We start from the raw sequence: 15593 nt of genomic DNA, 5'->3' as shown, positions 1-15593 counted from the left end.
AGAACGGAGGTACCGATGAATAGACATACAGAACAAAACCAATTACAGAGAACAATGAAAAGCAGACATTTATTTATGATTGCGTTAGGAGGCGTGATTGGAACAGGCCTATTTTTAGGTTCGGGTTTTACTATTAGCCAGGCAGGGCCGGGAGGAGCCATTCTTGCTTATATAATAGGCGGCTTCCTCATGTACTTAGTTATGCTTTGTTTAGGAGAGCTAGCGGTAGCAATGCCGGTTTCAGGTTCCTTTCAAGAATACGCTACAAGGTTTTTAGGACCTTCTACAGGCTTTATGATTGGATGGCTGTACTGGTTCAGCTGGGCAAATACGACAGGGCTTGAATTTACGTCAGCAGGAATTTTAATGCAGAGGTGGTTTCCTGATGTACCTATATGGTCATGGTGCTTGATTTTTGGCGTCATTACGTTTTTAATTAACGCTCTTTCTGCTCGAAGCTATGCTGAAACTGAGTTTTGGTTTTCGAGTATTAAAGTTACGGCTATTATTCTATTTATTTTAATTGGAGGAGCTGCTGTTTTTGGTTTTATTGATTTTAAAGGAGGAGAACCCGCACCGTTTCTTTCACATTTTACCCAAGGCGCAGGTCTTTTTCCAAATGGAATACTGGCAGTTTTATTGACTTTAGTAACGGTTAACTTTTCGTTTCAAGGAACGGAGCTTGTCGGCATTGCAGCAGGAGAAAGTGAAAGTCCTGAGAAAACGTTGCCGAGATCTATTCGAAACGTCATTTGGAGAACGCTGTTTTTCTTTGTGTTAGCTATGTTTGTGTTAGTCTCTATTCTTCCATATAAAACAGCGGGAGTTATTGAAAGTCCGTTTGTGGCCGTATTAGATCAAATTGGCATTCCATATGCAGCGGATATCATGAACTTTGTCATTTTAACAGCTGTGTTATCCGTGGCGAACTCCGGGGTCTACGCTGCTTCTCGTATGCTTTGGTCACTGTCAAACAATAATATGGGACCAAAACCTTTGAAGAAGTTGTCTTCAAAAGGTGTTCCAATTAACGCATTAATTGTGACGATGATTATTTCAGGGTGCTCGCTGATTACAAGCGTCGTGGCTGCCGAAACCGTATATCTTTGGTTTATTTCGATTTCAGGAATGGTGACCATTATTGTTTGGATGTCCATTTGTGCCTCTCAATTTATGTTCCGCCGTCGTTTTTTAGCGGAAGGAGGAGACGTAAAGGAGCTTAAATTTAAAACGCCGCTTTATCCGTTTGTGCCTATTCTAGGTTTTTGTTTGTATGGACTTGTATTAATCAGCTTAATTTTTATCCCAGATCAACGAATTGGTCTTTACTGCGGGGTTCCTTTAATTGTTGTACTCTACGTGTATTATCACATAGGAATCAAGAAAAATATTAATCAAAAACAATCGGATTCACCGGTTTATAAAGCAAAATAAAAAAGAAGTGCACAGTGCACTTCTTTTTTATTTAGATCGGATGCTTAATCGTTTCATACGATACTGCAAGCTTTGTCTAGTCAGCCCTAGTATCTTAGCGCTTTTTGAGATGTTGTGGTTGTGTTGTTCAAGCGTTTGTTTAATACATTCTGCTTCAAACGCTAACAGCTGTTCCTTTAAAGGAAGAGAAGGGTGAAAAGCGCTTGGATAAGAGGGTGCTTCACCGCTTGTTTTATCTTCAAAATGTTCATGCTGCTTTAGCTGGAACTTTGTTCTGTATTGAAAAGGAAGGTGAGAATAGTGAATAACATCTTCATCCATCACCAAGTTCATTGCACCTTCAATAATGTGTTCTAATTCCCGTACGTTTCCTGGCCAGTCATAAGAGAGAAAAGAAGACATGACTTGGTGATCTACGGTTTTTACATTCATCTGAAACAAATCATTGTATTTTTTGATGAAAAACTTTGTTAATTCAATAATATCTTCTTTTCGTTCACGAAGAGGAGGAATAAAAAGCGTCACGACGCCAAGTCGATAATATAAGTCTTTACGTAATCGATTTTCTGCAATCGCATCGATTGGGTCTTCATTCATGTTCGCGATGACTCGAACGTTCACCGGTTTGTCTACGGTATCCCCAATTCTTCGTACGGTTTTTTCTTGCAGTACTCGAAGAAGCTTAGCCTGCAGATTTGGATTCAACGAGTTGATTTCATCTAGCAGTAATGTGCCTCCTTGCGCTTGTTCGAAAAGACCAGGATTATCCATTGCACCTGTAAAAGCTCCGCGTTTCGTACCGAACAAAAGGCTTTCAATTAAATTATCCGGTAGCGCAGCGCAGTTTTGTGAAATAAAAGGAGCAGAAGAGCGGCTGCTGCCATTATGTATGCTTTGGGCAAAGAGTTCTTTCCCCGTGCCTGTTTCTCCAATAATTAAGACATAAGAAGGAGTTCTAGTGGCGCGCTTAGCGTCTTCAATCACATCGTGAACGGCTTGACTGCTTCCGATGATGCTATCAAACGTAAAGCGTGTGTTTCCTTTTTGCCTAATGTTTTGCCGGATTAGACGCTCTAGTTTCGTCACGTCTTGAGCAATTTCAACCGCTCCTTGAATGGCCCCGTTTTTTAAAATAGGGAAGGTATTATTAATCGTCGTGATTTCTTGTCCTTGATTGTTGAAATACGTTTGTTTGACGTTAACCGTTTCTTTTCCTTTTTGCAGCGCCTGTACAAGCGTGCTTTGCTGATTTTCTTTGAACATAAACACATCTAACAAGTTTTTATGTAAAACGTCTTGTTCATCCATCAGCTCCATCTTTGTCATCTTTTCATTGTAAATAATGGTTTTTCCTGTTTCATCGACCGCATGGATACCGGCATCGACTTTATTTAAAATGGTTTCATATATATGTTTAAGAGTGCTTAATGTATCGGTCATTCAAATACTCTCCTTTAGCGGTGTTCATATCTCTATTTAAACAAAAATAGCTGAATTCTGATAGTGTTTCCATAGAAAAATAAATGAATGACCGAAGAGAAATGTTATCCGTTTACAATGGATCCTCCATTAATGTGAAGGACTTGACCGGACATATAAGAAGAATCAGAGCTTGCCAAATATACATAGGCCGCTCCGAGCTCAGAAGGCTGTCCTGCTCGTTTCATAGGTGTGTTAGACCCAAATGTTGCAACTTGCTGTTCGTCGAACGTAGACGGAATAAGAGGTGTCCAAATAGGTCCTGGAGCTACGCCGTTTACGCGAATGCCTTTTGTTGCGAGTGAAGCTGACAAAGAACGTGTGAAAGCCACGATAGCACCCTTGGTTGAAGAGTAATCAATTAATTGGTCATGCCCATGATAAGCTGTCACAGAAGTTGTGTTAATAATCGCGCTTCCTTGTTTTAAATGAGGCAATGCAGCTTTGGTTAAATGAAAAATTGAAAAAATATTCGTTTGAAACGTACGGGTAAGCTGTTCAGTGGTGATATCCGTAATGCTTTTTTGAGGATGCTGTTCAGCTGCATTATTGACTAAAATGTCTATTTTTCCGAAAGTCTGAATGGCCTTTGAGACGACTTCTTGACAAAAATGCTCATCTCCTATGTCACCAGCAAGCAACAAACAAGAAGCCTCCATTCGTTCAACTTGTTTTTTAGTTTCATTTGCATCATCATGTTCATTCAGATAGGTTACGACAACATTTGCGCCTTCTTTCGCGTAATGATAAGCGACAGAACGTCCAATTCCGCTGTCTCCTCCGGTGATAACGGCTACTTTATTCTGTAATTTTCCGCTTGCCTTATAGTCTGGAGCGATAGAGGTAGGGACTGGATGCATATCTTTCTCAATACCTGGCTGAGTTTGCTGATGCTGAGGAGGGAAGTTTTGTTTTTGATTTTGATTCATTAGTATACACTCCTTAATTAATATGAGTATGTAAGCGTATACTAGTATTTGTTAAGAGAGTGTATCTATGCATAGGGATAAGCCTAAACGGATAAAAAAGGCTTTAAAAGAAAAAATGAATGCCGGGGGCATCCATTTTTAGCGGTAATTAATAAATTGTACGTCAATAGGTAAATCAGCGCTGCGAATAGCTGAAATAATTTGCTGCAGGTCATCACGATTTTTACCGCTTACGCGAAGCTGATCATCTTGAATTTGGCTTTTTACTTTTAAACCGGTATTTTTAATAATTGTATTTAGCTTTTTAGCGTTGTCTTTGTCGATACCTTGAATTAACTTAGCGCGCTGTCTAACCGTTCCTCCAGAAGCATTTTCAATTTTACCGTAGGAGATATTGCGTGTAGGTACGCCGCGTTTGATGAGCTTAGAAATCAGTACGTCTTTTAACTGTTCAAGCTTAAATTCATCATCAGAAATAAGAACAAGCTCTTCGTTTTCGAGCGAGATTTCGCTTTTACTGCCTTTAAAATCATAGCGGGTTTTAATTTCCTTTGTTGCCATGGTAATGCCGTTTGTTACCTCTGATAAATCAACTTGTGACACAACGTCAAATGAACTATCTTTAGCCATAATAACCTCCATATGTAAAGAGTTTGTTCTTTTATTATAAATAAAACACAAACTGTATACAACTGATATTGAATAGAGAGCCGGTAATTGATACAATACAAGTTATGCTTTTTGTTGTAAGCTATAGAAGCAGCTTTTTTAAACAATGCATGCATTTTAGTTGATTTGAAATTTGAAATGCTGTTTGATGCAAAGTGAGAAGGTATGTGGTGAAGGAACAATCACTACTAATTTATATAAAGGATGGATAGAACGATGAATGTAGAAGCTGGGATGAAAGCGTATTTAACAGTAAACCGGGAAACGCCGATTGGTTATATGTTAGCAGAAGGTGAAGAAGAAATTTTGCTACATAAAAATGAAACAACAAGAGAGCTTGCTGAAGGGGAAGAAGTAGAAGTTTTTCTATACCTTGATCAGCATGATCGCTTAACGGCAACGATGCACTTACCCCTTGTTGAAGAAGGTGTCTATGAGTGGGTTGAAGTCGTAGATGTTAATCCGGGTTTAGGCGTGTTTGTAAATATCGGCATGAATAAAGATATGTTAATTGGTTCAACAGACTTACCTGCGCTAGAAGAGCTGTGGCCAGAAGTTGGAAACAAAGTTTACTGTACGATGAAGATTTCAAAGCGCGGTAAGATGTACGGGAAAATTGCTACAGACGATGTGATGAAAGCAATGGCTTTAGATGCTCCACCTGAACTTTTTAATCGTGAAGTGAGCGGATATATCTACCGCGTCCTGCGCGTAGGTTCATTTATTATGACAGATGAAGGATATGTTGGATTTATTCACGAAAGCGAAAGACGTAAAGAACCGAAGCTTGGTACGCATGTAACTGGCCGCGTCATTAATGTAAAAGAAGATGGAACGCTAAACGTATCGCTTCTTCCGCGCAAACAAGAAAGCATGGATGAAGATGCACAAGTACTATACGATTACATGGAAAGCCGCGGTGGCGTTATGCCATTTTGGGATAAAAGCTATCCAGAAGATATTCGTGAGCGCTTTAATATGAGTAAAGCTGCGTTCAAACGTGCGCTTGGTAAACTGATGAAAGAAGGAAAAGTTTATCAAGAAGAAGGATGGACATATTTTAAAAAAGAAGAAAACTAAAAGGAGAAGCCGCTGAAAATTCAGCGGCTTCTTTTTATAAGTGATCAGTTTTTTTAGAAAATGAATGTTTTCCAAGCTCACGGTTGTGCTTAGCTTGCAGATTCTTTTCGTGAAGCTTTGCGTTATTATCTTTTGCTTTTTTATCGTTATCGCTCGTTTTTGGCATTGTGATACACCCCTTTTTGATCGTACCTTTAGAATGCCCTGACCTCTTTAAATTATTCGATGGTTTCGTTCAAAAAGAAGACTGCAATCGTCCCTGGGCCAGAATGAGAACCTATGGCTGCACCAATAATATTAATAATAAAATGTTTGGTGCCAAAACGTTCTTGGATCATCTCTTTCAGCTGAAGAGCTGTTTCTAAATCATCTCCATGGCTAATTCCAATGGTTTGAGAAGAGAGATTTTTTCCTCGCTCTTCCATCACGTCAAGCATGCGTTTAAATACTTTTTTACGGCCGCGGATTTTTTCGATTGGAATCAATTTTCCATCTTCCACATGAAGCAGCGGCTTAATATTAAGCAGACCTCCTACAAAAGCAGAAGCTTTGCTCACGCGGCCTCCTTGAGCAAGAAAATCCAAGTCATCAACCGTAAAAATATGCTCCATATGCAGAGCGTATTGCTTTATTTTTTCTGTCATTTCTACTAGCGAGAGGTTTTGGTGTAATAATTGTGCTGCATAATAAGTAACTACTCCCTGGCCAAGAGATGCACATTTCGTATCGATTATTTCTAATTGGAAATCGGGATACTTTTCTAGGAGTTCTTCTCGAATCATCATTGCTGTTTGATATGTACCGGACAATTCCGAAGAAAAAGCTAAATAAATGCACGAATCACCTGATTTAGCTATGTTCTCAAAGACTTCATACATAGTAGTTGGAGCCGCTTGAGACGTTTTCGGCATCTTGCCTTTACGGATGGCTTCGTAGACAGAAGCTGGTTCAATCGTTTGTAGATCTAAAAATTCTTGATTATCCAAGCTTACGCGAAGCGGTAAAAAGCCAACGTTATTTTCTTGAAAAAAGGATAAAGGCAAATCGCTTGCACTATCGGTTAAAAGTTTAATTGACATAAATGTCACCTTCCTAATTGCATTTATAAAATATGAAATGAGTTTGATGTATAAACATTGAAAAGCGTTATATACGACATAGTATTAGTGTATAAGCACTTGGAGGAAAATACAATTTTTGAATAAGTTTTTTTAATTCTGCCAAATCGTACATACTATATGTACTAACTATTTTAAAGATGCTGACTTTATTCATTTTATAAATGGGTATAAGGAAGTAAGAAGTTTTAAAAAGCGGAGGTCGGTCATTTGAATATGTGGCTTGAAACAAAAAAAGCGATAGTCGTCTTAGTAGGAGCATTATTGAATGCGCTTGCGCTCAACTTGTTTTTGATACCTGCTAATGTATATTCGAGCGGCTTTACGGGAGTAGCACAGCTTGTTTCGAGTATCGTGACAGATTACACTCCTTTTACTATTTCCACTGGAGTGCTGCTGTTGTTGTTAAATATTCCTGTAACTATTTTAGGGTGGAAAAAAGTGGGGAAGTCATTTACTGTTTACAGTTTTATCAGCGTTGCTGCAACAACTTTGTTTCTTGGAATTATTCCTATTCAAGCACTTTCTAAGGACATCATCCTTAATGCAGTTTTTGGAGGCGTTATTTTAGCGGTAGGGGTAGGAATTACGTTAAAATTTGGAGCTTCAACTGGTGGGCTCGATATCATTGCCCTGATTTTGTCCCGAGTAAAAGACCGACCAATTGGCACTTATATGTTCATATTAAATGCAATTATTATCGTGCTAGCAGGTCTTTTATATGGTGCTGAGAAGTCACTTTATACGCTTGTGACGCTTTATACGACCACTCGCGTCATTGATGTTATTCATACGCGTCATGTCAAACTCACAGCAATGATCGTAACGAAAAAAGGAGTGGAGCTAAGAAAGGCGATTCATGCCAAACTCGTGCGAGGGATTACGGCGGTACCGGCTAAAGGAGGCTTCACAAACGAAGATAAAGAAATGCTAATGATTGTTTTAACTAGGTATGAATTATTTGACTTGGAACGAGTAATTAAAGAGGTGGATCCTAAGGCATTTACTAATATCGTTCAAACAACGGGAATCTTTGGTTTGTTTCGCAAAGATTAAAAAGAGTCCAGGTATTCATTACCTAGACTCTTTTTTATTAATGTGTGCCTTTTAAGTCATTAGAAAGTTCTTGAAGCTGAGCTTGTTCTTCAGGAGAAGCATTTTGCTGCGCATGAGACAGCATATCAGCTGCAATGTTTTCATCAGAAGCTGCAGACGTATGAGCCTGAGACGTTTGATGATTTTGACCAGCAGCTCCCAATGTATTCTGAAGCTGTTGAAGCTGAGCTTGTTCTTCAGGAGAAGCGCTTTGCTGTGCATGAGATAGCATATCAGCTGCCACGTTTTCACTAGACGTATGAGCTTCACCGTGAGCGTGAGACTGACCGCCTTCTAAAGTGCTTTGAAGCTGTTCAAGCTGGCTCTTTTCTTCAGGAGAAGCATTTTGCTGTGCATGAGACAATATATCAGCTGCCACGCTTTCACTGGACGTGTGAGCTTCACCGTGAGCGTGAGACTGACCGCCTTCTAAAGTGCTTTGAAGCTGTTCAAGCTGTGCCTTCTCTTCGGAAGAAGCATTCTGAACGATATGAGACAGCGTATCGGACGTAATGTCTGCGCTTTTCTCTTTTGAATGTGATTCTCCATCTGTATCATACGCTTGATGCAATGAGTTTTGGAATTGCTTCAGCTGCTCTTGCTCCTCAGGAGAAGCGTTAGAAGCAATACTATTTAATACGCCTTCTGAAATATCAAGTTCACCGTTGCCGTGCTTTTGACGATGAAGCTGATCTTCTGAATGGCCGGATACTGCGTTTCGAATCGCATCTTTTACTTGACCAAAAAGTGAATTTTTCATAAGTTACTGTCCTCCATGAGGAGTTTGGCGCTGGTGAGTTTGAAATGCTTCTGCCTCCGCCATAGTCATATGATAAGGAATTCGTTCATCATGTTTTTGAACTGCGTCTGCACCTTGTTTCACAAAACGTTTTGATCGATTGCCTCTGCCCATCATAAATTCCTCCTCGTAATATAAATAAAACCGACACCTTAAGAAGTGTCGGTTATAGTGTGTGCTAAATAAAAAAAATGATAGCGATAAAAATTTACCTTGCTTTTCAAAAAAAGCTAAGTTATAAATTTAACGTTTTTTCCAAATAATAAGCAATACCATCATTTTCATTAGATTTTGTTACTTCACGCGCTAGCTGCTTTAATTCGCTAATACCATTTTCCATGGCGATACCGTGTCCTGCAAATTTAATCATTTCAAAATCATTGTCTTCATCTCCAAACGCAATAATTCGTTCGCGAGGAATTTGATAATGATTAGCTACGCGCTCAAGACCTACAGCTTTATTAAGTCCCTTTTTTACAATTTCAACGACATGCCAAGGTGCTCCCCAGCGTCTATGTTCTAGTACTTCTGCATGAACATCTGAAAGGTGAGAGCGTATATCTTGTACATGTTCTTCATCTGCGTGAATTAAAATAGACGTTGGATCGTGCTGCAGCGTATGACGCAAATCACCCGTTTGTAATTTAGGATCCCCTAGGCTGAGTACATCCATTAATTTTCGATCTTCAAAATGAAGATACACATCATCTTGTACTTCTGCCATGATATTGTTGATGCGATAGTCTTGCATAGCTGTCACAATGTCATGAACAGTTCGGCGATTTAAAGGTTCGTGATGCGTGCCAAAATCAGGCTGAAGGGGATGATGGACAAGCGCTCCGTTAAAGTTTACGATAGGCGTGGATAAATCTAATTCGCTGTAATACATAGCACTGGAACGATAAGGTCTTCCAGTTGCAATCATTACAATATGTCCGTCTTGTTTGGCTTTTTCTAATACCCGTTTTGTTTTAGGTGAAATGGTTTTTTCATTCGTTAACAATGTTCCATCCAGATCTAAGGCGATTAAGTGTTGATCGTTTCTCATATAGGGCTCCTTTTAAATTGAAGTAGTTATACGATTATATTGAATTCTACTAATATTCATGCTTGTATTCCCATATTTTACACAACTTTTCCTTATGAGCAAAGCAGAACGATTGACATGCAAAAGTTGTCTTGTTACGGTGTAAGACATAGTTATTGATTGCTTACGATAAATTGTTTAAGGGTATATTTAATACGTGAAGATAATTACGGAAGTAAAAGAAAGGAGAATGAATATGGATAAACAGTTAGAAGATAAAATCATGGAATCACTAGAAGAAGTAATTGATCCAGAGCTTGGCGTTGATATCGTAAATTTAGGCTTAGTTTACGGGGTGGAAATGGAAGAAAACAACACGGTTATCGTGACGATGACGTTAACTTCTATTGGGTGCCCGCTAGCGGGTGTGATTGGCGAACAAGTGAAAAAACAATTAATTTCTCTTGAAGAAGTAGAAAATGTAGAAGTGAATATCACATTTAACCCGCCATGGGATAAAGATCGCATGACGCGCTACGCTAAAATTGCATTAGGTGTTCAATAAGAAAAAAAGCCATCAACGATGGCTTTTTTTCTTATTCAATTCTGCACAATTCCACAGGGCAGTCTTCACAGTCTATTTCTTTCTTTAAAAAAGAGAGCTTATGAATGATAATTTTTCCATCTGTCATTGAGATTACTTCATTTTTTCGCAACTCAGCGAGCATACGATTGACCACTTCTCGGGATGTCCCGCATAGATTAGCGATCTCTTGATTTGTCAACGTTACGTTTAATAAAATACCATTTGGCTTCATTACCCCAAAACTATTGGACATGCGAATCAGAGTAGAATAGAGAGCTCCTTTTTTTCCATTTAGAATTAAGTCTCTAAACTTTGTCTGCATTCGCTTAATTTGAAGTCCCATCCACTTCATGTACTCCATGGAAAGAGCAGGGTATTGTGCTAGTTCGTTTTCTAACACCCGTTTTTGAATGCTGATCGCTGTACAAGGTTCAATGGCTTTTGCTTGAAGCATATGGGGAGTAGATCCGCAAAACAGCATAACTTCCCCGATTAAGTCTCCTGAACTTGCCAGCTGAAGCGTCAGTTCGCGTCCTTCCGGCGTCACTTTACTTACTTGTACAGCTCCAGAAGTAATAAAAAATAAATGAGTTGAAGGTGAACCTTCTTGAAAGAGAAAGTCACCTTTTTTAAACGAAATTTTATGATCAAAGTCCATAAAAAATTGCTGCAGCTCATTTGAAAAAGAATCCGTTGTGATGTTCATCATGTTATCACCTTTTACTCAAAATTTTTGCGACTGTTACTTATTAATCTATTAAGTTAGAACAGTCTGTATATCCTGTACGTCCACTAGCCGTATGAAGAAATGTCATACGGATGATTTTTATCGATACTCTTATTATACACAAAAACAACCAGTGTTTTCCAAAACTATCTGTGAACAATTTCTAAACAAAAATAGAAAGATAGTTATAAAAATAAAAACTTATGAATAAATAAAAATGTTTAAAAATATAGAATAAAGTGTTGGTTTTTTTAAATATTCATTTGATTTTATTTTTATACGGTATTATAATGATAAATAATTCAAATAGATACGTGGAAAAAGGAGTTTTAAAATGAAAGAATACAAGGTAGGAATTGTTGGAGCAACAGGGTATGGAGGAGTAGAACTGATTCGTTTGTTAGCGAATCACCCGCATTTTCATGTTTATGCAGTTTATTCATCCTCTCAGGATGGGATGGAACTAGCAGAAGTTTATCCTCACCTTTCTAATACTGTATATACACTGCAAGATATAAACCCTAAGAACATGGCCAAAGAATTAGACTTAGTGTTTACAGCAACTCCGTCCGGTGTTTCTAGCAAACTTGTACCTCAATTAATAGAAGAAGGAATAAAAGTGGTAGATCTATCTGGAGATTTTAGATTAAAAACAGAAGCTCTTTATGAAAAGTGGTACAAAAAGCCTGCTGCAGCCGAAGCGTTTTTACAACAGTCCGTGTATGGGTTAGCGGAATGGTTTGCAGAAGAAGTTGAAAGCAGTACGTTCGTTGCGAACCCGGGTTGTTATCCAACAGCTACACTGCTTGGGCTAGCTCCTCTCGTTAGTAAACAAATGGTGAAATCAAACTCTATTATCATTGATGCAAAGTCCGGAATTTCAGGAGCAGGACGTGGTCTTTCGCAAATGGCTCATTATGCTGAAATCAATGAAAATATGAAAATATACAAAGTTAATCAGCATCAGCATATCCCAGAAATTGAATCTATTTTAGAAAAGTGGGATGAGGAAATTGGCCATGTTACGTTCAGTACGCACTTAGTTCCAATGACGCGAGGGATTATGAGTACGATATACGCTGAACTTTCTGAAGAGAGCTCAGTACAAGAGCTTCATCAGCTATATGTAGATACATATCAAAACTCCCCATTCGTTCGCGTTCGAAAAGCTGGTGAATTTCCGTCTACTAAAGAAGTAAGTGCATCAAATTATTGCGATATTGGTATTGCATTTGACGAACGAACAAAGCGTGTCACGATTGTTTCTGTCATTGATAACTTAGTTAAAGGGGCAGCCGGTCAGGCCATTCAAAATGCCAATATCATGATGGGATTTGAACAGCAAACGGGTATTGGACTACTGCCTGTCTTCCCATAAAAGCACAGCATCACTAATCACGATAAAAGCAGGAGGGAACGTATAGTGATTACGGTTAAACAAACGAAAGAAAAGATAAAGAAAATAGAGAACGGTACAATTGTAACGCCGCTAGGTTTTTCAGCAGATGGCGTTCACGCTGGTTTACGTTATGCTAAAAAAGATTTAGGAGTTATTGTAAGTGATGTGCCAGCTAATTGCGCAGCTGTTTACACGCTTAATGCCTTCCAAGCAGCGCCTTTAGCTGTTACAAAAGAAAGTGTAGCAGTAGAGCAGAAGCTGCAAGCGATCGTTGTGAACAGCGCATGTGCAAATGCATGTACTGGAGAACAAGGATTAAAAGATGCATACCAAATGCGAAATACATGTGCAGAAAAGCTTAATATTCTACCTCATCATGTAGCGGTAGCTTCTACAGGGGTAATTGGAGAGCTTCTAGATATGGAAAAAATCGTGAAGGGCATTGGGTTATTAAGTCCTTCGTCGAACAAAGAAAAAGCAGAAGAATTTCAAACGGCTATTTTAACAACAGATACCGTAATGAAGTCAGCTTGCTATCAAACAGCCATTGACGGCAAAACGGTTACGATTGGCGGCACAGCGAAAGGATCAGGTATGATTCACCCGAATATGGCTACGATGCTTAGCTTTATCACAACGGATGCTAAGGTTGAAGCTTCAGTACTACAAGATGCGCTGGGTTCTATTACAAATAAAAGCTTTAATCAAATTACAGTAGATGGTGATACGTCTACGAATGATATGGTTGTTGTTTTAGCAAATGGAAAAGCTGATCACCAGTCGCTTACACCAGATCATCCTGAATGGACGTCATTTTATGAAGCACTGCGCTTGACGTGTGAAGATTTAGCCAAACAAATTGCACGCGACGGTGAAGGAGCAACAAAACTAATTGAAGTAAACGTATCTGGTGCTCATACAAACGAAGAGGCAAATGTGATTGCTAAACAAATTGTAGGCTCGAACTTAGTGAAAACGGCCATGTATGGAGCCGATGCCAATTGGGGACGAATTATTTGTTCAGTTGGCTACAGCGGCGTAGCGCTTAATCCAGAAGCAGTGAACGTTTCGTTAGGTGATATCCAAATGCTAAAAAACAGCCAGCCTGTTTCATTTAGTGAAGAAGAAGCAAAAGCTTATTTAGAAAATGATACGGTTGAAGTCTATGTTGACTTGCAGCAGGGAAATGGAATTGGCAAGGCGTGGGGCTGCGATTTGACTTACGATTATGTGAAAATCAACGCCAGTTATCGAACGTAAGGAGAGAGTGAAATGAGCAGTGAAAAAATCGTCGTTGTAAAATGCGGAGGCAGCATTATCAATCAGTTAACAAGCGCTTTTTTTGAAAGTATTCAGCAGTTAAAAGCGAGTGGATATCAGATCATTGTTGTGCACGGAGGCGGGCCTGATATTCAAGATACGCTTACCAAGCTTCACATTGAAACGGAATTTGTAGATGGGCTTCGAAAAACGTCCAAAGAAGCATTAGAAGTTGTGACGATGGTATTAGCAGGCAAAGTTAATAAGCATCTTGTAAAAGAACTACAAAAAGCGAACTTAAAAGCAGTAGGACTATCAGGAATTGATGGATCGTTGCTTAAAGCAGAGGCTATCGATGTTGAACGTCTAGGTTACGTTGGAGAAGTAAGAGGCGTAAACGATACATTATTAAAACAACTAACTGACAGTCAGTACATTCCGGTTATTTCTTCCATTGGAGCCGATGAAGAAGGTAATAGCTATAATATTAATGCTGACGTGGCAGCCGGAGCCGTTGCACAAGCAGTAAATGCTGAAAAGCTGATGTTTGTGACGGATGTAAAAGGTGTATTAAAGGATGGAGCATTGCTTCCTGAGCTTACAAAGTCAGAGATTGATGCACTTATTGAAGAAAAAGTAATTTACGGCGGAATGATTCCAAAAGTGACATCAGCGGTAAATGCGTTATCTCCTTTACTTGAAGAAGTTCATATTATTAGCGGAACTGATGGATTTTTAGATAAGGAAGGAAAGCTGATTGGTACAGCAATTAAATATAGTGGAAAAGGTGGAGAAGATAGCGATGAGTTCATTGTTTCCAACATATCAACGGTTTGATATCCATGTGGAAGAGGCGCAAGGAACAAAATTAATAGATAACAAAGGAAATGAGTATTTAGATTTTATTTCAGGTATCGCTGTCTGTAACGTAGGCCATCGTCATCCTGATGTTCAAAAAGCGATCGAAGAGCAGTTAAATAAAGTGTGGCACGTGTCAAATTTATTTCATCAATCGATTCAAGAAGATGTAGCAGGTAAGCTTGTGGAACATTCAAACGGTGATGCAGTATTCTTCTGTAACAGCGGTGCAGAAGCCAACGAAGCGGCGATTAAATTAGCGCGCAAGTACACGCAAAAACATAAAATCATTACCTTTACAAAATCATTTCATGGACGTACATTTGCTACCATGACAGCTACAGGGCAGGCAAAAATTCATGATGGCTTCGGTCCTCTTGTTAATGAATTTGTTTATGTGCCATACAATGATGAAGAAGCATTAAAACAGGAAATGGACGACAGCGTAGCAGCAATTATGGTTGAAGTCATTCAAGGAGAAGGCGGAGTTGTTCCAGGAACCGAAGCATTTTTATTAACTATTCAAGAGCTGTGTAAAAAGCACGAAGCACTGTTTATAGTCGATGAAGTGCAAACTGGAATCGGCAGAACAGGAAAACCATTTGCCTATCAGCATTTTAATGTGTCACCAGATATTATTACAGCTGCTAAAGGGTTAGGAAGCGGAATGCCGGTTGGTGCGATGATTGGAAAAGGCTATCTCAAAGAAGCATTTGGACCTGGTACTCACGGAACAACCTTTGGAGGAAATCCAATTGCATTAGCTTCAGCTAAAGCAACTTTAAACATTATTTTTAATGAAGCATTTTTAGCAGAGGTTATAGAAAAAAGCTTTTATTTTACCAACGCTTTGAAAAATAGCGTAGCAGATTATTCATTTGTAAAAGATGTTCGCGGAAAAGGTTTTATGATTGGAATTGAATGCGGAGAACATCAGTCGGCATTGCTTGCAGCAATGCGTGAAAAAGGATTGCTAGCACTGGGAGCAGGACCGCATGTAGTACGATTGCTGCCGCCTTTAACTGTAACAAAAGAAGAGTTAGACCAAGCGATTCATATCATTGAAGAAGCATTTAGCCAAACAAAAATTACTTCATAATACAAATTTTTTTGAATATGTTTGTATAAAAATT

At 38.9% G+C, this 15593-nt stretch carries 17 protein-coding genes; 8 read left to right on the top strand and 9 right to left on the bottom strand.

The annotated features are described in order from the left end of the window. Nucleotides 1-15 precede the first annotated feature (15 nt). A complete protein-coding gene (locus ACWATA_RS21025) occupies nucleotides 16-1434 on the top strand; it encodes an amino acid permease (RefSeq protein WP_473050163.1) in 1419 nt (472 codons plus the stop codon). Between the two features lie 27 nt (nucleotides 1435-1461). On the opposite strand, the gene ACWATA_RS21020 is transcribed toward ACWATA_RS21025, so the two are convergent. The 3 genes from ACWATA_RS21020 to ACWATA_RS21010 all read right to left on the bottom strand — a co-directional run bounded on the left by ACWATA_RS21020 (nucleotide 1462) and on the right by ACWATA_RS21010 (nucleotide 4472). Further along, nucleotides 1462-2874, bottom strand: a complete 1413-nt coding sequence (locus tag ACWATA_RS21020) for a sigma-54 interaction domain-containing protein (protein WP_182028201.1) — start codon at nucleotides 2872-2874, stop codon at nucleotides 1462-1464. Nucleotides 2875-2978: 104 nt separating this feature from the next. Next, nucleotides 2979-3842, bottom strand: coding sequence for an SDR family oxidoreductase (locus ACWATA_RS21015; RefSeq protein ID WP_473050162.1), 864 nt, complete (start codon nucleotides 3840-3842; stop codon nucleotides 2979-2981). A gap of 138 nt (nucleotides 3843-3980) precedes the next feature. Beyond that, nucleotides 3981-4472, bottom strand: a complete 492-nt coding sequence (locus ACWATA_RS21010; RefSeq protein ID WP_014461618.1) for a YajQ family cyclic di-GMP-binding protein — start codon at nucleotides 4470-4472, stop codon at nucleotides 3981-3983. A 255-nt stretch (nucleotides 4473-4727) separates the two neighbouring features. Between ACWATA_RS21010 and ACWATA_RS21005 the strand changes: the two genes are divergently transcribed. Beyond that, nucleotides 4728-5591, top strand: coding sequence for a CvfB family protein (locus tag ACWATA_RS21005; protein ID WP_028412394.1), 864 nt, complete (start codon nucleotides 4728-4730; stop codon nucleotides 5589-5591). 34 nt (nucleotides 5592-5625) lie between these two features. Here the strand turns inward: ACWATA_RS21005 and ACWATA_RS21000 are convergent, their stop codons facing one another. Further along, a complete protein-coding gene (locus ACWATA_RS21000) occupies nucleotides 5626-5757 on the bottom strand; it encodes a DUF3941 domain-containing protein (RefSeq protein WP_013055378.1) in 132 nt (43 codons plus the stop codon). A gap of 52 nt (nucleotides 5758-5809) precedes the next feature. Continuing rightward, nucleotides 5810-6670, bottom strand: a complete 861-nt coding sequence (locus ACWATA_RS20995; protein ID WP_028412393.1) for a DegV family protein — start codon at nucleotides 6668-6670, stop codon at nucleotides 5810-5812. Between the two features lie 255 nt (nucleotides 6671-6925). Between ACWATA_RS20995 and ACWATA_RS20990 the strand changes: the two genes are divergently transcribed. Then, nucleotides 6926-7765 (top strand): YitT family protein, encoded by an 840-nt coding sequence (locus ACWATA_RS20990; RefSeq protein ID WP_025749916.1) that lies wholly within the window; start codon nucleotides 6926-6928, stop codon nucleotides 7763-7765. 37 nt (nucleotides 7766-7802) lie between these two features. Here the strand turns inward: ACWATA_RS20990 and ACWATA_RS20985 are convergent, their stop codons facing one another. The 3 genes from ACWATA_RS20985 to ACWATA_RS20975 form a co-directional block, all read right to left on the bottom strand. Continuing rightward, a complete protein-coding gene (locus tag ACWATA_RS20985; protein WP_028412392.1) occupies nucleotides 7803-8564 on the bottom strand; it encodes a DUF3813 family protein in 762 nt (253 codons plus the stop codon). Nucleotides 8565-8567: 3 nt separating this feature from the next. Next, nucleotides 8568-8717: a hypothetical protein gene (locus ACWATA_RS20980; RefSeq protein ID WP_243495397.1), complete on the bottom strand. Its 150-nt coding sequence runs from the start codon at nucleotides 8715-8717 to the stop codon at nucleotides 8568-8570. A 121-nt stretch (nucleotides 8718-8838) separates the two neighbouring features. After that, the gene (locus tag ACWATA_RS20975) at nucleotides 8839-9651 is read right to left on the bottom strand and encodes a Cof-type HAD-IIB family hydrolase (RefSeq protein WP_028412391.1); all 813 of its coding nucleotides are present in this window, start codon (nucleotides 9649-9651) and stop codon (nucleotides 8839-8841) included. Between the two features lie 235 nt (nucleotides 9652-9886). On the opposite strand from ACWATA_RS20975, the gene ACWATA_RS20970 reads away from it, so the two are divergent. Next, the gene (locus tag ACWATA_RS20970; protein ID WP_013055384.1) at nucleotides 9887-10195 is read left to right on the top strand and encodes a metal-sulfur cluster assembly factor; all 309 of its coding nucleotides are present in this window, start codon (nucleotides 9887-9889) and stop codon (nucleotides 10193-10195) included. Between the two features lie 31 nt (nucleotides 10196-10226). Here ACWATA_RS20970 and ACWATA_RS20965 read toward each other — a convergent pair whose 3' ends face one another. Continuing rightward, nucleotides 10227-10925 carry a Crp/Fnr family transcriptional regulator gene (locus tag ACWATA_RS20965; protein ID WP_033578032.1) on the bottom strand — a complete coding sequence of 233 codons (699 nt, stop codon included), beginning with the start codon at nucleotides 10923-10925 and terminating at the stop codon, nucleotides 10227-10229. Nucleotides 10926-11277: 352 nt separating this feature from the next. Between ACWATA_RS20965 and argC the strand changes: the two genes are divergently transcribed. The 4 genes from argC to argD are packed head-to-tail and all read left to right on the top strand — an operon-like array spanning nucleotide 11278 to nucleotide 15559. Further along, the gene (gene argC / locus ACWATA_RS20960) at nucleotides 11278-12321 is read left to right on the top strand and encodes an N-acetyl-gamma-glutamyl-phosphate reductase (RefSeq protein ID WP_033578033.1); all 1044 of its coding nucleotides are present in this window, start codon (nucleotides 11278-11280) and stop codon (nucleotides 12319-12321) included. A gap of 45 nt (nucleotides 12322-12366) precedes the next feature. Next, a complete protein-coding gene (gene argJ / locus ACWATA_RS20955) occupies nucleotides 12367-13602 on the top strand; it encodes a bifunctional ornithine acetyltransferase/N-acetylglutamate synthase (RefSeq protein WP_033578034.1) in 1236 nt (411 codons plus the stop codon). 12 nt (nucleotides 13603-13614) lie between these two features. Then, nucleotides 13615-14439 (top strand): acetylglutamate kinase, encoded by an 825-nt coding sequence (gene argB / locus ACWATA_RS20950; RefSeq protein ID WP_034267696.1) that lies wholly within the window; start codon nucleotides 13615-13617, stop codon nucleotides 14437-14439. Beyond that, complete coding sequence (argD, locus tag ACWATA_RS20945; protein ID WP_155008535.1) at nucleotides 14405-15559, top strand: acetylornithine transaminase; 1155 nt, start codon at nucleotides 14405-14407, stop codon at nucleotides 15557-15559. The genes argB and argD overlap by 35 nt, the downstream gene beginning before the upstream one ends. Nucleotides 15560-15593 lie beyond the last annotated feature (34 nt).

Source organism: Priestia sp. USM5 (assembly GCF_058323215.1).
This window is presented reverse-complemented; position numbering and strand designations above follow the sequence as displayed.

Excerpts from the sequence above, each read along its gene's own strand:
- argC (WP_033578033.1), top strand. The coding sequence starts at position 11,278 with ATGAAAGAATACAAGGTAGGAATTGTTGGAGCAACAGGGTATGGAGGA.
- ACWATA_RS21010 (WP_014461618.1), bottom strand. The coding sequence starts at position 4,472 with ATGGCTAAAGATAGTTCATTTGACGTTGTGTCACAAGTTGATTTATCA.
- ACWATA_RS20970 (WP_013055384.1), top strand. The coding sequence starts at position 9,887 with ATGGATAAACAGTTAGAAGATAAAATCATGGAATCACTAGAAGAAGTA.
- argD (WP_155008535.1), top strand. The coding sequence starts at position 14,405 with ATGAGTTCATTGTTTCCAACATATCAACGGTTTGATATCCATGTGGAA.
- argB (WP_034267696.1), top strand. The coding sequence starts at position 13,615 with ATGAGCAGTGAAAAAATCGTCGTTGTAAAATGCGGAGGCAGCATTATC.
- ACWATA_RS20990 (WP_025749916.1), top strand. The coding sequence starts at position 6,926 with ATGTGGCTTGAAACAAAAAAAGCGATAGTCGTCTTAGTAGGAGCATTA.
- ACWATA_RS20985 (WP_028412392.1), bottom strand. The coding sequence starts at position 8,564 with ATGAAAAATTCACTTTTTGGTCAAGTAAAAGATGCGATTCGAAACGCA.
- ACWATA_RS21015 (WP_473050162.1), bottom strand. The coding sequence starts at position 3,842 with ATGAATCAAAATCAAAAACAAAACTTCCCTCCTCAGCATCAGCAAACT.
- ACWATA_RS21020 (WP_182028201.1), bottom strand. The coding sequence starts at position 2,874 with ATGACCGATACATTAAGCACTCTTAAACATATATATGAAACCATTTTA.
- ACWATA_RS20980 (WP_243495397.1), bottom strand. The coding sequence starts at position 8,717 with ATGGGCAGAGGCAATCGATCAAAACGTTTTGTGAAACAAGGTGCAGAC.
- ACWATA_RS21000 (WP_013055378.1), bottom strand. The coding sequence starts at position 5,757 with ATGCCAAAAACGAGCGATAACGATAAAAAAGCAAAAGATAATAACGCA.
- ACWATA_RS20995 (WP_028412393.1), bottom strand. The coding sequence starts at position 6,670 with ATGTCAATTAAACTTTTAACCGATAGTGCAAGCGATTTGCCTTTATCC.
- ACWATA_RS20965 (WP_033578032.1), bottom strand. The coding sequence starts at position 10,925 with ATGATGAACATCACAACGGATTCTTTTTCAAATGAGCTGCAGCAATTT.
- ACWATA_RS21025 (WP_473050163.1), top strand. The coding sequence starts at position 16 with ATGAATAGACATACAGAACAAAACCAATTACAGAGAACAATGAAAAGC.
- ACWATA_RS21005 (WP_028412394.1), top strand. The coding sequence starts at position 4,728 with ATGAATGTAGAAGCTGGGATGAAAGCGTATTTAACAGTAAACCGGGAA.
- ACWATA_RS20975 (WP_028412391.1), bottom strand. The coding sequence starts at position 9,651 with ATGAGAAACGATCAACACTTAATCGCCTTAGATCTGGATGGAACATTG.